The sequence below is a fragment of the Amphritea atlantica genome (genome assembly GCA_024397875.1).
Classification (GTDB): domain Bacteria; phylum Pseudomonadota; class Gammaproteobacteria; order Pseudomonadales; family Balneatricaceae; genus Amphritea; species Amphritea atlantica_B.
In genome coordinates, this window is the sequence record CP073344.1 from 2,459,839 (window position 1) to 2,475,124 (window position 15,286).

The following is a 15,286-nucleotide window of genomic DNA, read 5'->3' on the forward strand; positions in this document are numbered from 1 at the left end:
AGATAAGAGTAAGTGAAACGAAAAAACCGCTCAGATGAGCGGCTTTAAAAAAACGCAAATGAAAATCAGGCGCTAACCTTGGCTTCCATATAGCGTGCATAATCTGCACCGACACGGCAACCATAAACACCCACCTCACCTTTCCAGCGCATCCAGGTGATAAAGTTTCCCACGGCCTCAAACAGTCTGCTGATCGCAGAGCGGGACTCTGATCGACACTCATCATAGTAACCCATCGCCTGAAGCTCACTGGCTATACGGCGATCATCACACTCTATTCCGGTAAACACCGATTGCTTCATGGGCGGATCTCCTGATCTGATCAAAATTCAGACGTAAGTATAATGCCGCTTTCTGCACTGCACAATACAGGTACCGACCTGCAGCCCAGCAAACCGCGATACAGATCAATAAATCCCCATTTCTAAACCCGCAGCCATGGTTGTGCCCAGGGTTTCACACTGCTGCAAAAAATCATCGTTCCACTTCCCACGGCAGACCAGTGGGGGCTGGATCCAGTGCCAGCGCAGACCGGTACAAATCGTTTCCACCGCACGACAGGTGCCAGTGCCATCATGGCCTGCCCGGACATAGAGGGCACAGGGAAGTCCCTGTTTTTTCTCCAGGCAGGGGTAATAACAGCGATCAAAAAAATCTTTCAGTGCTCCGCTCATATAACCGAGGTTTTCAGTGGTCCCCAAAATAATTCCATCACACTCCAGCACATCTTCCGGTATTGCGTGAAGGGGCTCAACCCAGCGACATTGCACTGCATCAATATCCGGGTGACCCGCCCCCCGCAATACCGCTTTCGCCAGTAGCCGGGTGTTGTCGGAAGGTGCATGGGCGACCAGTAGTAATGCTTTCATCGGCTTTCTCTCGCAGACAATCTCTATTCACTATACAACAGCCGCCGGCCAACGTAATCTGACAGGTAGTTCAATCTCCGGCACCAACTGATGACAGATTTACTTTTACAGCGCACTCAGCATGTCAGCCAGACAGCCCTCAGAAAAGGAGCGCTGCAACCACTCAGCACGGTTATTGAAACAGTCTGTGAGGCCCCTTTTCAATTTCAGCTAAGAATCCTCAGCAGCCTGAAAGAAAAAGAAAATCACCGACGTATCAAACAGGCGGAAGACCACAGCACTAACCCTTTTAAACCCTATGATCCGCAACTGTATGTCTGTGATATAGGGCCCGACCATATCTGTCTGATAAACAAATTTAATGTCATCGAAAACCATCTGCTGCTGGTCACCCGTGAATTCGAGCCGCAAACCAACCTGCTTAACCCCTCAGACTTCAAAGCCGCACTGATGGGTCTGAAAGAGATTGATGGTCTGGTGTTCTACAATGGCGGACGGGAAGCCGGGGCCAGTCAGCCCCATAAACATCTGCAGCTGATTCCAATTGGGCCGGCCGAGCTGCCGCTTGCGGTGCAACTCAGCGGTTTCTCCGACAGGCCTGACAGTAACCCTGCTCTCCCCTTCCATCAGGCCGGAGTGCAACTACCGCTCAATCTTCATCGGGATGCGGATGCCGGGGCACTGTGGCTGCACAACCATTACCTGGCTTTGCTGAATCATCTGCATCTCAGCTATACGACGAAGCAAACAACAATGGCGTACAATCTGCTGTTGTGCCGGGAATGGCTGATGCTGGTGCCGCGCCATGCTGAATCGTTCGCCTCAGTGTCATTCAACGCTCTGGCTTTCTGCGGCTGTCTGCTGGTAATAACCCGGCTTCAGTCTGACACGCTTAAATCAGCGGGAATCGCCAATGCACTGCTGAGTGTGACTGAACCCCTGAATCAGAAGCCTGAATCGAAATCCTGGAATAGTAATAAGAAGAATAAAAACCGCCTGAAGGCGGTTTCAAAGACATCAGATTCTGCTTAAAAATAGTAGTCCGCTGTTAGCTGGATAAGATCATCCTGATCAATATTCATCATCAGATCCCGGTTGCTGCCGGAATAAAATAACCGGGCATCCAGGCTCAGCTTGAGGCTTTCACCAAAGCGACTGCTGGCTTCCACAAACAGACTGCGACTGCTGTAGTCGATATCGTAACCCACTCCGGCGAGAAACTCGGTGCTGGCGGCATCATTCAGAGTGATCCGGCTACCGATAAACAGGTCATTCTGGAAAATAGTATCCGCTTTCCTGCCCCGCTCATCCCAGCCAAATTCGGCCAGCACACCCAGATCGGTATTACTGTCGCTGATACCGTAAAAGGTGTATTCAAGCCCCGCCTGCAGAGCGGTATATTGACTGTCTGGCAGATCCCGCCATAACAGCTCAAGTTTCCAGAGCCAGCTGTCGATGGTTGCCTGACCATCAAAACCGATCTGATCCATCTGTTCATAGACAGGTATCAGCACCGGCGTAGCATTTTTCACGCGGGTTTCAAAACGGGGATCACGGTTGGTCCCCCTGAACCAGTAGAGTCCGATATCATATAGATCAAAACTCTGACTCCAGCGAATCGCGGTATCGATATGCTGATCGCCACCATCAGACTGATAACGGGCGCTATCGGTATCAACAACCAGACCACTGCGTAGTCGGCCATCAGTTCCGGCAAAGGTGCGCTCCCGGAATCCCGGCAGCACAAACAGATCGAGGATGCCCCAGTCCCGCACCAGCGAGAGATTGACCATCGGCTGACCCAGTTTCTCCTCACCATCACTGTCTTCAACACCATCAGTCTGGTTTATCACATCGATCAGATGGTTAAATTCGGTCACCCCCCAGAAGACTTTACGCAGGCCGGTTCGCAGCTCCCAGTCATCCCCTACATGGATCCAACTCAGTTCACGGATATCACCATGGCTACGCTCTGCATCCCGCTGATCCAGCCGGTAAAACGGGGTAAAAACAACGGCATCATTTCCGTCGTTAAACCCCCAGTACAGTTCAGGCTCCAGAGCCAGCGAAGCGTTGCTCTGATAGTTCTGCCCGGCAAAGCGTCCCGCGTCAAAATAGCCCTGAAGCTCACCTGACAACCGGCCACTGAACTCAAACACAAGCTCATCTGCTTTTACCGCATCACTCAGCGTTACACCACTGAACAGAAGTGTTGTCAGCCCCGCTGTCAAAAAAGCTGTGTTCATATTAACGGGCCCGCTTCAGCGTATTTTTGTTGAAATCAGAGTCACTCAGTCCAACCCTGAACTGATAACCGGACCATTTCAGCTCTGTGCTTTTACCGTTCTGATGATTCTGCATCTGCTGCAGATCCGCCCGCCAGTAATGGTCCAGGTATTGCTGATAGCCGTTAAAGGTAAGGGTTTTTAACAGACTGTTTTTACGGTCATAAAAATCGACTTTCCATACCCGGTAATGGTCCTGATCAATCCAGGCTACCCGTCGCGTATAACCTGAATCTTTATCCACCGGGTACTGCTCCACGATAAAACAGGTGCCTCCCTCACACGATTCATCCTTGATATATTTGTAGCTGTATTTCTCAATCTCGAATGAGGAGAGATCCTCATAAGCAAACTCCGACCCCATAAACGGGCCGGATTTATTACGCGATGAGATTCGCTTCACCCGTTTAAGCGCCGGCAGATAAAGCCACTGATCATCCGCTTCAAGCGGGTGGGAAAAACTCAGAAACGCCGTACCCTTCACATCCCGGGGTTTATCAAAGATCGTTAGGCTCTTATCGCCATCGCCTTCCTGTTCCAGCGACTGGATACGGATCTCTCTGATACTCTCTTCGCCCTGTTTATTACGCAGCACCATCAGCATCTCTGCCTGCATATCGGCCCAGCCAAAATCCCGCTGTTTAGCTTCTCTGGCGATCTCCAGGCCACGTTCTTCAGGGGTCTGAGCCAACACTGACGCACTTAAACAAGTCAGGGTCATCAGCAGGTAAAGTGGTTTAATCAGGTTCATTTTTCAACTCCTTGAACGGTTTTAACAGGCACATCAAGCTTCGTTTTATCGAACAGCATCAACAACGGCGGCAAAAAGAGGAAATCGACGATCAGCGCGATCAGGATCGTCAGCGCCGTCAGGAAGCCCATATCGGCATTCAGTTTAAAGCTGGATTGCGCCAGCACCATAAAACCGCACACCAGGACGAATGTCGTGACCCAGAGCGCCCGGCCGACACTGCCAAAGGCATACTGAACTGCCGCGACAGAATCGGCACCACGATGGCGGCGGGCATAGAGATATTTACTCAGAAAATGGACCGTATCATCCACCACAATACCCAGCGTCATTCCCGCAACAACCGAGAGCCCGAGCCCGACCTGACCATCGATCAGATACCACAAACCGAACCCCATTGCGGCGGGCGCCAGATTCGGCAACAGAGAGATCAGGCCAAAGCGGAGTGAACGCAGTGCCAGGCCCAGCAACAGCGAGATCAGCACCAGAGCCACTGCGATACCCGATAACATACTTTTAATATTACGCTGACTGATATGAGCAAACATCAGATTAGGGCCGGTGGTCATCACCTGGTATTCACTGGCATGGCTGGCAAACCAGTCCTGCACCCGCTCTTCCAGTGATACCAGTTCATTACTGCTGAGATTTTTAAACGTACCCACCACCCGCACCGAGGATTTATCCACGTTAAGCTGATTATTCAGATCCAGACCATAAGGCAAAGACATCTCATAAAGCAGCAGATACTGGGCCGACAGTTCACGATCGTCGGGCAGACGATAGTAGCTCTGATCATCCCCGTGCATATTTTTATTCAGCCGTTTCAGGGTATCTGTCAGGGTGCTGACATGATCGGTCTCCGGCTGAGCCCGCAGCCAGTCACTAAACTCACCCAGGGTCTTCAGAAAAGCCGGATCATTGATACCGCTTGACTCACCGGAGTCAACAGAGATCTCCATCAGGGTCATCCCCGACAGGTTATCCTGCATATAATCAGTGGCCTGACGGAACGGCACAGAGGTATCAAAATACTTTACAAAATCATCGTTCAGCTGGTTCATTGGCAACAACGCAATCAACAGCAGCATAATGACACTCATACCGGGTAGCAGAATGCGACGCTTTGCCGTCACAAATGCCGCCAGCGAACGGGTCCAGTCACGATCTTCCTCTTTAACCTCCTTCACCCGCACCGGCAGTACCATCAACAGCGCCGGAAACAGTGTGATTGAGAACACAAACGCCAGCATCACACCCACCGCAACAATGTTACCCAGATCACGGAATGGCGGAGAATCGGAGAAGTTCATGCTGAGAAATCCGATCGCCGTGGTCACACTGGTCAGCATCACCGGCTGAAAGTTAATCCGCAGACTATCCAGCAGTGCATCACGTTTAGCGATACCCCGGCGCATCTCATAAAACATGGTGCTGAGAATATGGATACAGTCTGCGACTGCCAGAGTCAGAATCATGGTTGGCGCGCTGGCTGATGGCCCGGTGAGAAACATTCCGCTCCACCCGGCCGCCCCCATCGCCGCCATAATACTGGCAGCAATAATGATGACCGTCGACAGCGTGCCGCTGAAAGTGCGCAGCAGAAACAGCATGGTCAGAACAACCACGCCAAACATGATGGGGATCAGCGTGGCATTATCTTTCAGTGCAGACTCGGCAAAGCTGTTGTTCATCATCACAATGCCGGACAGTTTGACCTCAAGGCCCGGATTTTCAGCCATATACTTCTGCTGAATTTCACGCACCTTGGTAACAACCTCCGGGACCTCGGCCACCGGATCAATCATCGGCAACTGCACGGTGACATTCACCAGTGATACCTGCCCTTTCGCCGATGCGATCTTGTTCAGCAGTATCGGCTCGGTATTAACAATCTCCCGTATCCGGTCGAGTGCAGAAACATCTAGCGTCTGCTCCTCCATCACCAGGTCCTCGACGATCATATCGTCGGCATCTGCCCAGGTGTGCTGATAGTTAGTCACCGAATCGACCCGTGTTGAATAGGGGATCTGCCAGGCATCGGTGGTAATCTGGTTAAGCAGTTGCAGATGTTCAGGCGTATAGATGTCGCCGTCGGCCGGAATCACGATAAAAGCGACATTGTCACTCTTATTGAAAATGTTCTGAATCGACTCATAAGCCACTAACTGTGGGTTATCTTCACTGAAAAACACCCGGTAATCACTTTTAAAAACCAGATTCTTAGCACCGATCGTGGCTACAGCCGTCAATATAAGACAGGCCAGTAGAATCAAAACCGGGTGACGTAAAACTACAGCAAACAATTTATCCTTCATCGTGATGCCTTTAGTGACGATTCGTCAGTGTTATATTAAAAAAATACGGCTACGCCGTCTGCTAAATCAGAGCCTCTGTAACTGCTGAACGCCCTTAGTTAATTTCTCCAGCCCTTAACATTGCCACTTCATCAGCAAAAATCTCATGACGAATACGTTCAAGGGTCGTGTTGTAATCAAACTGTGAAGACAAGGGACGCCAGTTCAACCCATCCAGAACAAGACACACATTGGCCAACAGAGATTCTTCTAACTCCAGACCTGCACGGATATTACACCTGTCAGCCCCTTTACTGAGTAAAGAGATTGAGCCAAACGATGCAGACCAGTTAGCAAAAGCGATCTGCTCAGCAGTCATGTTCAAAGGGTTACCACATTCAGTCGTTTCCAGTGCCTGCTGAATCAGCCCAAGCAGCCCGCCGCTCAGTAAAGCCTGAAGCTGAATATGTTTTTCAAGCTGCCGCTCCGAAGCCTTTTCAGCCACACCGGGTGATTTAGCGGTGATAACCAGCATAAAAAACATAGGATACAGACGGGCGTAAAGCTGATAACCGTAGATCCAGGCCAACAACCGTTCCCGGGTGACACCTTCAAATGACCCGGCCCTTTTGAACATACTGACTAAAAGCGCCATACCGCGGTTACACAGCGCCAGCAACAGATCCTCTTTACCGCTGAAATGGCCATATACGGTACCTTTTGAATAGGGTACTGCACTCACCAGCTTATCCATAGTTAGTCCCTCAACCCCCTTCTCGCTGATCAGTTTCATCGCAGCATCCAGCAGCTCCTGCTCTCTGTCCTGACGGGTTTGGTTATCGATCTGACGCGGACTCATACACAACCTTAAATAAACGACGATTCGTCAATTATAAAGTGGATGCTTTAATGTGCAACCCTTAATCCCTTAATCTCTTAATCCCTTAATCCCTTAAATCTTATTATTAACGAAGTAAGATGATATCAAGTCCTGTCTCACCCATGAGACCTGAGGGCTAACCCGGCTGCAGCCCCCTAACTGATATAGGTACAGGAGTGGAAAATTGTTTCAGACCCTCTGCTCCATAAACTGAATAAGCTTTTGTTGTTGCAATGGTCGGCTGAAGAGGTAGCCCTGACCGAAGTCACACCCCAACTCTTGCAGCAACGCACACTGCTGTTCGGTCTCAATCCCCTCTGCGATTGTCTTCAGCCCCAGATTGCGGGCCATCTGAATAATCGTTTTAACCAGAATATAATCGTCTGTCTGTCTGGCCAGATCTGTGACAAAGGACTGATCAATCTTCAGGTAATCAAACGGATAATGTTTAATATAACTCAGTGAAGAAAACCCGGTACCGAAATCATCTAAAGCGAGCTTGAAGCCCCGTGACTTTAATAACTGTAACTGTTTAAGTGCCTCATCAGGCGCTTCGATCATCAGACTTTCAGTAATTTCAATACACACCAGTTCCGGATTGAGTCCGCAGGACTCAGCGAAGCGAATCACCTCATCGGCATCATTATTAAAGTTAAACTCAACCGGCGAACGGTTGACCGCTACGCCGATCGGCTGTGACAACAACCTATTCAGCTCGGAAAAGTCCCGAACCGATCGGCTCATGATCTGCTGACCCAGTAACTTAATCAGACCGGTAGACTCCGCTACCGGTATAAACTCGGCGGGAGAGACAAACCCCAATACATCATCATGCCAGCGGGCCAGAGCTTCACAGTGATGCACCTTCATGTCATGAAGACTGACTATCGGCTGATAGTAGGGTTCGACTTTACCTTCTGTCAGGGCTGTAAACAGCCGTTTCTGTATAATTTCATGCCGCCGTGTCTGCTGCTCCAGTCCCTGATTGTAAAAGCTGTAACTACCACGACAGTTCTCCTTAGCATGCTGAAGCGCATGAAATGAATGGCTCATCATCGACTCAAGATCACTGGCATCTTCGCCCAGTATACTAATACCAACAGAACATGAGGGATGCACTACCTCCCCTCCGGCATCAATATCATCACCACACTGATCCAGAATTAATCTTAACTGTTGTTCTAAATTACTGAGTTGTTCATAACCGATCAGCAAAGCAAAATCATCGCCTCCCAGCCGGGCTAAAATATCGCTGCCGGAAGCTTTGTTTTTTAGTCGCTGGCCGATGGTTTTAACGACAATATCACCGGCCATGTAGCCATAGGATGAATTAACCAGTCGCAGGTTATCAATATTCATCCGTAACAGGGCAATTTGTTGTCGGCCCAGATGGGCAAGTGCAATCGTTTTTTCTGCATGATCACTAAACTCAAAACTATTACTCAGGCCGGTCAGATAGTCGTGAGTGGCCTGCCGGTATAGCTGTTCCTTAAGTTCCTTTTCTGAACTGGTATCTTTGCAGCTGGCGATATAATTGGTGATATGACCGTCAGCATCCTTGACCGTGCTGATAGAACTCATTATTGGGTATATAGAACCATCTTTTCGTCGGTTCCAAAGCTCTCCCTGCCAGACATCTTTGCTGCTCAGAACCTGCCACATCTGCTGATAAAATGTTTCTGGCTGAAGCCCTGAATTGATAATGCTTGGATTTTTACCGACCAACTCATCCTTGCGGTAACCACTCATTCTCAAAAAGGCGTCATTTACATCCAGAATTATATTCTGGCTATCGGTCACTATCATGCCTTCGTTAGTGTGTTCAAACACCCGACGGGAAAGATCCAACTGACGGTTTTTCTCCTCCAGCAATTCGATCTTTGCATGCAGCGATCCTTCCCACTGGATTCGCTCCAGTTCCGCCTGGGCACGAACAGCAAACAGATCAAAAACACTCAGAATATCTTCTGTCGCATAATCCTGTTGTTTAAACAACGCGACCATCAGGCCAATAGGTTTGCCACTGCGGTCTTTCAGGCTACGGCCAACATATCCCTGCAGCCCTAAATCAACGAGTATTCTATCTTCCGGAAACAGCTCAGAAATATCCCGGGGGTAGATACAGGTGCCACCACTGTTCACCTGGTCACAAGGCGTTCCAGACAGGCTATAGCAGATATTAGGGCTTAGGTTGCCATCACTCCAAAGCACAACACTCTCGGCAGTATGCGCTGCCAGATGAAGTTCACAAACCATGACATGGTCGGCTTGCGTCAGATCGGCGAGTCTGGCTGCCAATAAATTAAAGTAATCCTGACCATTACAGTTATCAAATTGTTTTAATACTTCATCGACTCTTTCGTCGAAAATTAAACCCATTACTTTTAGTCCAGATCGGCGGTGCGCGGCTTTATACTTAACGCATAATAAAGCTGCCTAGAATAGCAATAAAACCGGGGGATTTTGAGGTAAACCTCAGCATTCAGTCACCAGAATGAAATGAAATATCATCCTTAACCCAACAGTACTCTCGGCCTGACGGCCTTAGCTCATCCGCAGAGACTTAAACATCAACAGAAACGGTTTGATCAATCAGACACTCTCAATGGACCTGTTAAAGCATCAGATACGAGCCCTGCTCAGATAGTTTATACCGAAGCCTTGTCGTCTCGACCTCTGACACATATAGAGAAATGGGGGTTTAGGTCCGCCTCAAGCACTCAAAACCGGCTCACCTTAAACAAGTCCATATCGATAGCACTGACCTCTTTCTGCATCAGCTTTAATGCCAGTTCAGCGGTAACCGCAGCCTGGGTTAAACCCAGATGCTGATTACCAAAGGCAAACACCACCTGAGGATGTTGCGGATGCTGATCAATCACCGGCAGAGAGTCCGGTAGCGTTGGCCGGTGTCCCATCCACTCGCTGACCTCCAGTGCCTGATCTTTGAGGCCTGGCAGAAGCTGGCTGCTATGATAGCTGAGCACATCGAAACGACCTTTAATGGGTGCAAGCGTCAGACCGCCCAGTTCGGTCATACCCACCACCCGTAAACCACTGTCCAGAGGTCCCATAACGAAACGTCGTTCAGCGGACCCTATCGGATGCCTGAGCATCGAACCCGCTTCAGGGATGGTCAGATGATAGCCCCGCTCAGCTTCCAGCGGCACGTTAATCCCCATATCACTCAGCAGCGCTTTACTCCAGGCCCCAGCACAGATCATCGCAGTGTCATAGCTGTAATCCTGCAACTCGGTTGAGACAGTAACCCTGTGACCTGACGGTCGGGTCTGCGTAACCCTCTGCCGAATAAATTCTCCCCCGCGATCGGTGAATGTCGCAAACAGCCGTTTGCACAGCAGGTAAGGCTCCCTGACACGACAGGCATCCGGGAAAAACAGCGCATGATTCACAGTATTAGCCAGTTCAGGCTCCAGTTCCGCCAGTCGCGCTCCCTGAACCAGCTCAGTTTCAATACTGTTTTCACGCAACCAGACCTGATGCTGACGGGCCGCATCGATTTTATCAGCCGATTCCCATACCAGCAGATAACCGGACTTTATAATCTGCTCAGAGGCGCCAATATCCTCCAGACAGCGGCGCCATGCCGCAATCGATTCCCGGTTTAACTGAAGCAGTCCGGTGCGACTGCGCCGCAGTTTTTCAGGAGCCGATGAACAAACAAACCTAAGCAGCCAGGGGGCTATGCGTGAAAAATATTGCCGCGGCAGAAATAGCGGACCTTTCGGATTCAGCCACAGTGACAGTGCCGAGCGCAGGGTTTTCGGATTTGAAAGCGGCTCGATCAGTTCAGTTGCCAGATAGCCAGCATTACCAAATGAGGCCCCCAGTCCCGCTTCATCACGATCAAACAGGACCACCCGGTGCCCCTTCCGCTGAGCTTCCAGGGCACAGCACAGCCCGACGACACCTGCGCCGATCACGGCAACCGTTACCTTGCTGGATTCAACCTCCCGGACCACCTCTGAAACCGCCATCCGCTTCCCCCTTACACCCGGTGGGTATTAAACCGAAATCACTTATTGATTCTGAACGCTCAGCTGATACGCCAGTATCGCGGCAGCCAGGTCTTCGCGTGCATCACCTACCGATTTAAACAGCGTGATAGCCTGTTGTGGATCTTCCAACCCGGCACGACCTTTATGACGACCACTACACAGCTCAGTAAACTCGGCGATAATACTTTCCTCGGTGATCGCGCCCTCGCTGATCGGGATGATCAGGTCTCCGGTTTCACTCAGGGCTCCGGCACGCACATCCACAAACACTGAGCAGTTCTGCATGGCGTCGTTATCCGTTTCACGCATAGTGGGGGTAAAACTGCCGACCAGATCAAGATGTGCTCCGTGCTTCATCCACTCGCCCTTAATCAGCGGCGTGGTGGAGAGGGTTGCACAGCTGATGATATCGGCCCTATTCGCGGCGGACTCCAGCTGATCGGGAGGACACGCTTGAGCATCAACACCCTGAGCTTTCAGTTCATCTGCCAGCGCGATTGCTTCAGCTTCATTACGATTCCATACAGTGACTTTACGGATCGGTCTGACGCTCATATGCGCCGGTATCAGGTATCTTGCCATGCGTCCGGCACCGACCATCAGCAGATCTGAGGCATCTGCACGGGAGAGAAAACCGGACGCCATCGCCGATGCCGCCGCAGTCCGCCGCGCAGTCAGCTCGTTAGCATCCAGCTGAGCCAGCGGTTCCCCGGTTTGACCGGAGGAAAGGATATAGTTGCTGTTAAGGCCCGGCAATCCATGGCGATTATTACCCGGGAAGACATTCACCAGCTTAACCCCCAGATACTCGCCTTCCAGCCACGCGGGCATCAGCAGCAGGGTCGCCTGAGGTTCATTGGGCACATTAATGCTATGATGATGACGAACAGGCGCGCAAACATCTTTAGTAAAAATCGTATTAAGTGCTTCGATCAGTCGGTCCCATGGCAGTGCTTCACGGACCTGATTAGCGTTCAGTTGCATAACGGCTTCTCTTATTTTCCGGTTTTAAGTAATCTTAGTCGGAAGTAAGGCCCAGAAGTTAACTCAGGCTACTGAGTTTTTGACTCAGACTCTGGAGCATGTCTATTTAACCCGGAAAACCCATCTATGAAACAGAGCCAGGCCCGTCGCAATCTGATCGCCCGTCAAAGCGGTGAGCACCTGCATGACTTCGCTCAGATTCTGATTGGACTGAATGGCAGGATGGAGTGCGAGTTCTCGCGGGAAAGCGGAGAGATCTCCTCTGGCACACTGGCGATTGCACCCGATGGTGAGACCCACCTGTTCAGCGGTCTGAGTGAAGCAAGTGAGCTGCTGGTAATTGACCTGGCCCCCTTTGATCCTTTTATCCAGGCGCTGGAGCAAAGCTGTAATATCTCCTTTAAAGAAACCATACTGCAACAACCGGAATTCATCACCCTTTCCCCACAGATGTTACCGATGCTGGACTTTGCTGCCAGCCAGTTGGCCTTGAGTGATCAGCAGATCAGTCAGCAAAGCCGCTATCAGATCAACTGCCAGCTTATTACGCTGTTTATCACCCAGCTATGCCAGCAATACTCAGCGACGCCGGAGATCGACAGCAGATCTTGCCGGCTCAACCGCAGCACACTGAACAGCTATATTGATCAGCGCTTATCCTGTCCACCGGGCAATCTGGAACTGGCTAACATCCTGAACCTGAGCGAGAGCCATTTTTATTACCTCTGCCAGAAAGAATTTTGCCAGACACCCCAACAATACATCATGTCCCGACGTATGCAGCGGGCCCGCTTTCTGCTGCAAAACAGCGATATACCACAGGGAGTCCTGGCAGATGAACTGGGTTTTTCTGATGTCTCAAGTTTCTCCCGGGCGTTCAAACGCTATTTCAGTATCACCCCCGGCAACGCCCGCAAAATGAAGCGCTGATAATGCGGCGGGTAAACGTCAGGATGGCATCAATAACTGAGCAACCCATTCTGCGGATTGCGGATAGTGATCGGCCTGCAATACAAATTCCTGCCCCCGGGCAACCGCCTGTAACAGACAGTGAGACGGATTGATTTGCCAGCGTTCGGCTCTGTGATGATAACTCAGCGGTTGACGATCAGCCGGATAAAACCAGCTCGGCAACTGCCACACACTGGGTTTATCTGAACCCGGCTGCGTCAGTTGCAAGCGTGGATCAAACTGCTCAAATACTCCACTTCCGGCGATATGATTCAGTCCCGGCAGAGACAGCGACTGACGTGCCAGATAGAGAGTATTATTGCTATCGGGTTCGCCGTGCAGATGGGGATGATAGTTCAGCCAGGGCTGCTCTCCCGGAGTCAGACTATCAACATGCACAATCTCGTCGATCTGTAGCCACCCCCACAGCAGATGACGGGCAGCGGTTCCCGGAATAAAGCGCCAGCGACGTTGATAAATTTCTGCCTCGCGGAACAGACCAAAAAAGAGAAACAGGTCTCCGGGCTGAATACCCTGCTTACTCAGATGCCCCTGAGCCGATCCGGTTTGTCCCAACAACGGACGCCAGCCGGCAAGCCTTGGCAAATGGCCGTTCAGAAGATCAGGATCAAGATGGGCACCGCTACTGCTGTTAACTTTAGACCGGGTCAGCTGCGACACCAGACGGCCGGGATTGATGCCCTCAATCTGCAGATCCCGGTAACGGATCTTTGATCTGACATCGGGAATGGGCAGCGAAAGTAAACGGCCATCCGGCAACACCGGACTGGGACAGCCCCCCGAAGAGGAATCGAAGCCTTTACGGCTGAAAATAATACGCATCTCAGAGCAAATGATTAATCTTGATCCACACCCGCGTATCAGCGCCTAAACGATAGCAGCCGTCGGCGTGGGGTCGACGGATCCAGCAACCCTGCTGAAAGGCATGATGATTTTCAAACAGCTGTCCGGCAATGACAAACAACTCCAGTCCCTTTCTGGCGTGGCTCAGATCCAGTTCTGCTCCGGTTTCACTGCGCAGCATAAATACCTGCTCATCGTTATGCTGATGCAGATCCAGCCGCTGCAGTGAACTGTCCGGCCCTGACCATGATGCTGCTTCGGTCTGAAGTGTCAGATGCGCCTGGTCATCCGGCTGAAACTGATGCAGTTTCACCAGAATTGTGCAGCCTTCATGACTAAAAGGTGCGTGGCTGAAGCCTTCCGGGTTGCGAAAATAGGTGCCGGCAGAATAGTCGCCACTCTGGTCGGAAAACACGCCGTCAAGCACCAGAATTTCTTCACCTGCAGGGTGGCCATGGGATGAGAAGGACGCGCCCGGATCATAACGAACGATACTGGTCGCATGCCCCTGTTCCGCATCCTCCCGGGCCAGGGGTTTGCGCCAGACACCCGGCATCGGACTGGCAACCCAGCTTAGTGTTTGGCTATCAATACTCACGGGCTGAGTAAAATCCATATTCAGCATAGCGACTCCGGCAATCTGCAAAGCAGATCAGTATACCCGGACGATGGGATTCACTCTAACAGAATCAGTTTTCCGGCCGGTCTCTGACTGATCAGATCTGCCGGATATGGCTCATATCGTACAACTCATCCGGTGCACAGCTGATCTCTCCGTGAGGATTATTCTGCATCAGTTGTAGAAACTGCTCGCGCTTCAGGTGGATCAGATGGCGGTGATCTCCCCCCTCCAGATAGATATCATCCTCCTCTTGCAGTGCATCATCCCAGATAACATCCAGACCATAAGCCTGCCCGATCGCAGGGATAGCCCCTTTATCACAGTCCCCGAACAGCGCATCAAGCTCCTTTTCATGCGTCAGACTCAGATGGCTGCCCACCATACTTTCAACCTGAGGTAACATCAGCCGGTTCATCGCCGGGATTGCGACCAGCAGATAATGATTATGATGGTTAACCACCACCGCCTTAGCAACTTGCGCAAGCGGCAGCGAAGCACTCATCCCGGATTGTACCGCAGATGCCGAAAAAGGATGCTCTACCACATCGTAATGACACGCTTTATTACTGAGATACGAGTCAAGCGTCATTGCCACAGCCATAACCTTACCTCCTCTTATTGCTGTCGTTGTCTTAACTCAGTATAGGTGTGGATGACGCAGATAACCTCACCTTAAGAGTGGATAAAAACCGTATTTACACCAAAAAGACTATCTGCCCCCATTGGTAACCTTTCGAGCTTATGCGTCTTGACAGTGACTTCGG

14 protein-coding genes are annotated in these 15,286 nt (G+C 50.9%); 2 read left to right on the top strand and 12 right to left on the bottom strand.

The annotated features are described in order from the left end of the window. Nucleotides 1-65: 65 nt before the first annotated feature. The gene (locus tag KDX31_11380) at nucleotides 66-302 is read right to left on the bottom strand and encodes a hypothetical protein (GenBank protein UTW01962.1); all 237 of its coding nucleotides are present in this window, start codon (nucleotides 300-302) and stop codon (nucleotides 66-68) included. A gap of 105 nt (nucleotides 303-407) precedes the next feature. Beyond that, on the bottom strand, nucleotides 408-869 hold the full coding sequence (locus KDX31_11385) for a flavodoxin family protein (GenBank protein ID UTW01963.1): 462 nt from the start codon (nucleotides 867-869) through the stop codon (nucleotides 408-410). 90 nt (nucleotides 870-959) lie between these two features. On the opposite strand from KDX31_11385, the gene KDX31_11390 reads away from it, so the two are divergent. After that, entirely contained in the window at nucleotides 960-1,901 is a 942-nt protein-coding gene (locus KDX31_11390; protein ID UTW01964.1) for a hypothetical protein, read from the top strand. Here the strand turns inward: KDX31_11390 and KDX31_11395 are convergent. The 7 genes from KDX31_11395 to KDX31_11425 all read right to left on the bottom strand — a co-directional run bounded on the left by KDX31_11395 (nucleotide 1,898) and on the right by KDX31_11425 (nucleotide 12,085). Then, entirely contained in the window at nucleotides 1,898-3,115 is a 1,218-nt protein-coding gene (locus KDX31_11395; protein UTW01965.1) for a hypothetical protein, read from the bottom strand. The genes KDX31_11390 and KDX31_11395 overlap by 4 nt on opposite strands. 1 nt (nucleotide 3,116) lies before the next feature. Next, nucleotides 3,117-3,905, bottom strand: a complete 789-nt coding sequence (locus KDX31_11400) for an outer membrane lipoprotein-sorting protein (GenBank protein ID UTW01966.1) — start codon at nucleotides 3,903-3,905, stop codon at nucleotides 3,117-3,119. Continuing rightward, the gene (locus tag KDX31_11405) at nucleotides 3,902-6,223 is read right to left on the bottom strand and encodes an MMPL family transporter (GenBank protein UTW01967.1); all 2,322 of its coding nucleotides are present in this window, start codon (nucleotides 6,221-6,223) and stop codon (nucleotides 3,902-3,904) included. Before KDX31_11405 ends, KDX31_11400 begins: the two co-directional genes overlap by 4 nt. A 94-nt stretch (nucleotides 6,224-6,317) precedes the next feature. Further along, nucleotides 6,318-7,061, bottom strand: a complete 744-nt coding sequence (locus tag KDX31_11410) for a TetR/AcrR family transcriptional regulator (protein UTW01968.1) — start codon at nucleotides 7,059-7,061, stop codon at nucleotides 6,318-6,320. Between the two features lie 210 nt (nucleotides 7,062-7,271). After that, complete coding sequence (locus KDX31_11415; GenBank protein ID UTW01969.1) at nucleotides 7,272-9,461, bottom strand: EAL domain-containing protein; 2,190 nt, start codon at nucleotides 9,459-9,461, stop codon at nucleotides 7,272-7,274. Nucleotides 9,462-9,802: 341 nt separating this feature from the next. Further along, a complete protein-coding gene (locus tag KDX31_11420) occupies nucleotides 9,803-11,080 on the bottom strand; it encodes an FAD-binding oxidoreductase (protein UTW01970.1) in 1,278 nt (425 codons plus the stop codon). 42 nt (nucleotides 11,081-11,122) lie between these two features. Further along, complete coding sequence (locus KDX31_11425) at nucleotides 11,123-12,085, bottom strand: ornithine cyclodeaminase family protein (GenBank protein ID UTW01971.1); 963 nt, start codon at nucleotides 12,083-12,085, stop codon at nucleotides 11,123-11,125. Nucleotides 12,086-12,211: 126 nt separating this feature from the next. Between KDX31_11425 and KDX31_11430 the strand changes: the two genes are divergently transcribed. Continuing rightward, complete coding sequence (locus KDX31_11430; protein ID UTW01972.1) at nucleotides 12,212-13,015, top strand: helix-turn-helix domain-containing protein; 804 nt, start codon at nucleotides 12,212-12,214, stop codon at nucleotides 13,013-13,015. 18 nt (nucleotides 13,016-13,033) lie between these two features. Here the strand turns inward: KDX31_11430 and KDX31_11435 are convergent, their stop codons facing one another. The 3 genes from KDX31_11435 to KDX31_11445 form a co-directional block, all read right to left on the bottom strand. Beyond that, on the bottom strand, nucleotides 13,034-13,879 hold the full coding sequence (locus tag KDX31_11435; protein UTW01973.1) for a hypothetical protein: 846 nt from the start codon (nucleotides 13,877-13,879) through the stop codon (nucleotides 13,034-13,036). 1 nt (nucleotide 13,880) lies between these two features. Continuing rightward, nucleotides 13,881-14,525, bottom strand: coding sequence for a cupin domain-containing protein (locus KDX31_11440; GenBank protein UTW01974.1), 645 nt, complete (start codon nucleotides 14,523-14,525; stop codon nucleotides 13,881-13,883). A 91-nt stretch (nucleotides 14,526-14,616) separates the two neighbouring features. Next, nucleotides 14,617-15,123: a YbaK/EbsC family protein gene (locus KDX31_11445; GenBank protein UTW01975.1), complete on the bottom strand. Its 507-nt coding sequence runs from the start codon at nucleotides 15,121-15,123 to the stop codon at nucleotides 14,617-14,619. Between the last annotated feature and the right edge of the window lie 163 nt (nucleotides 15,124-15,286).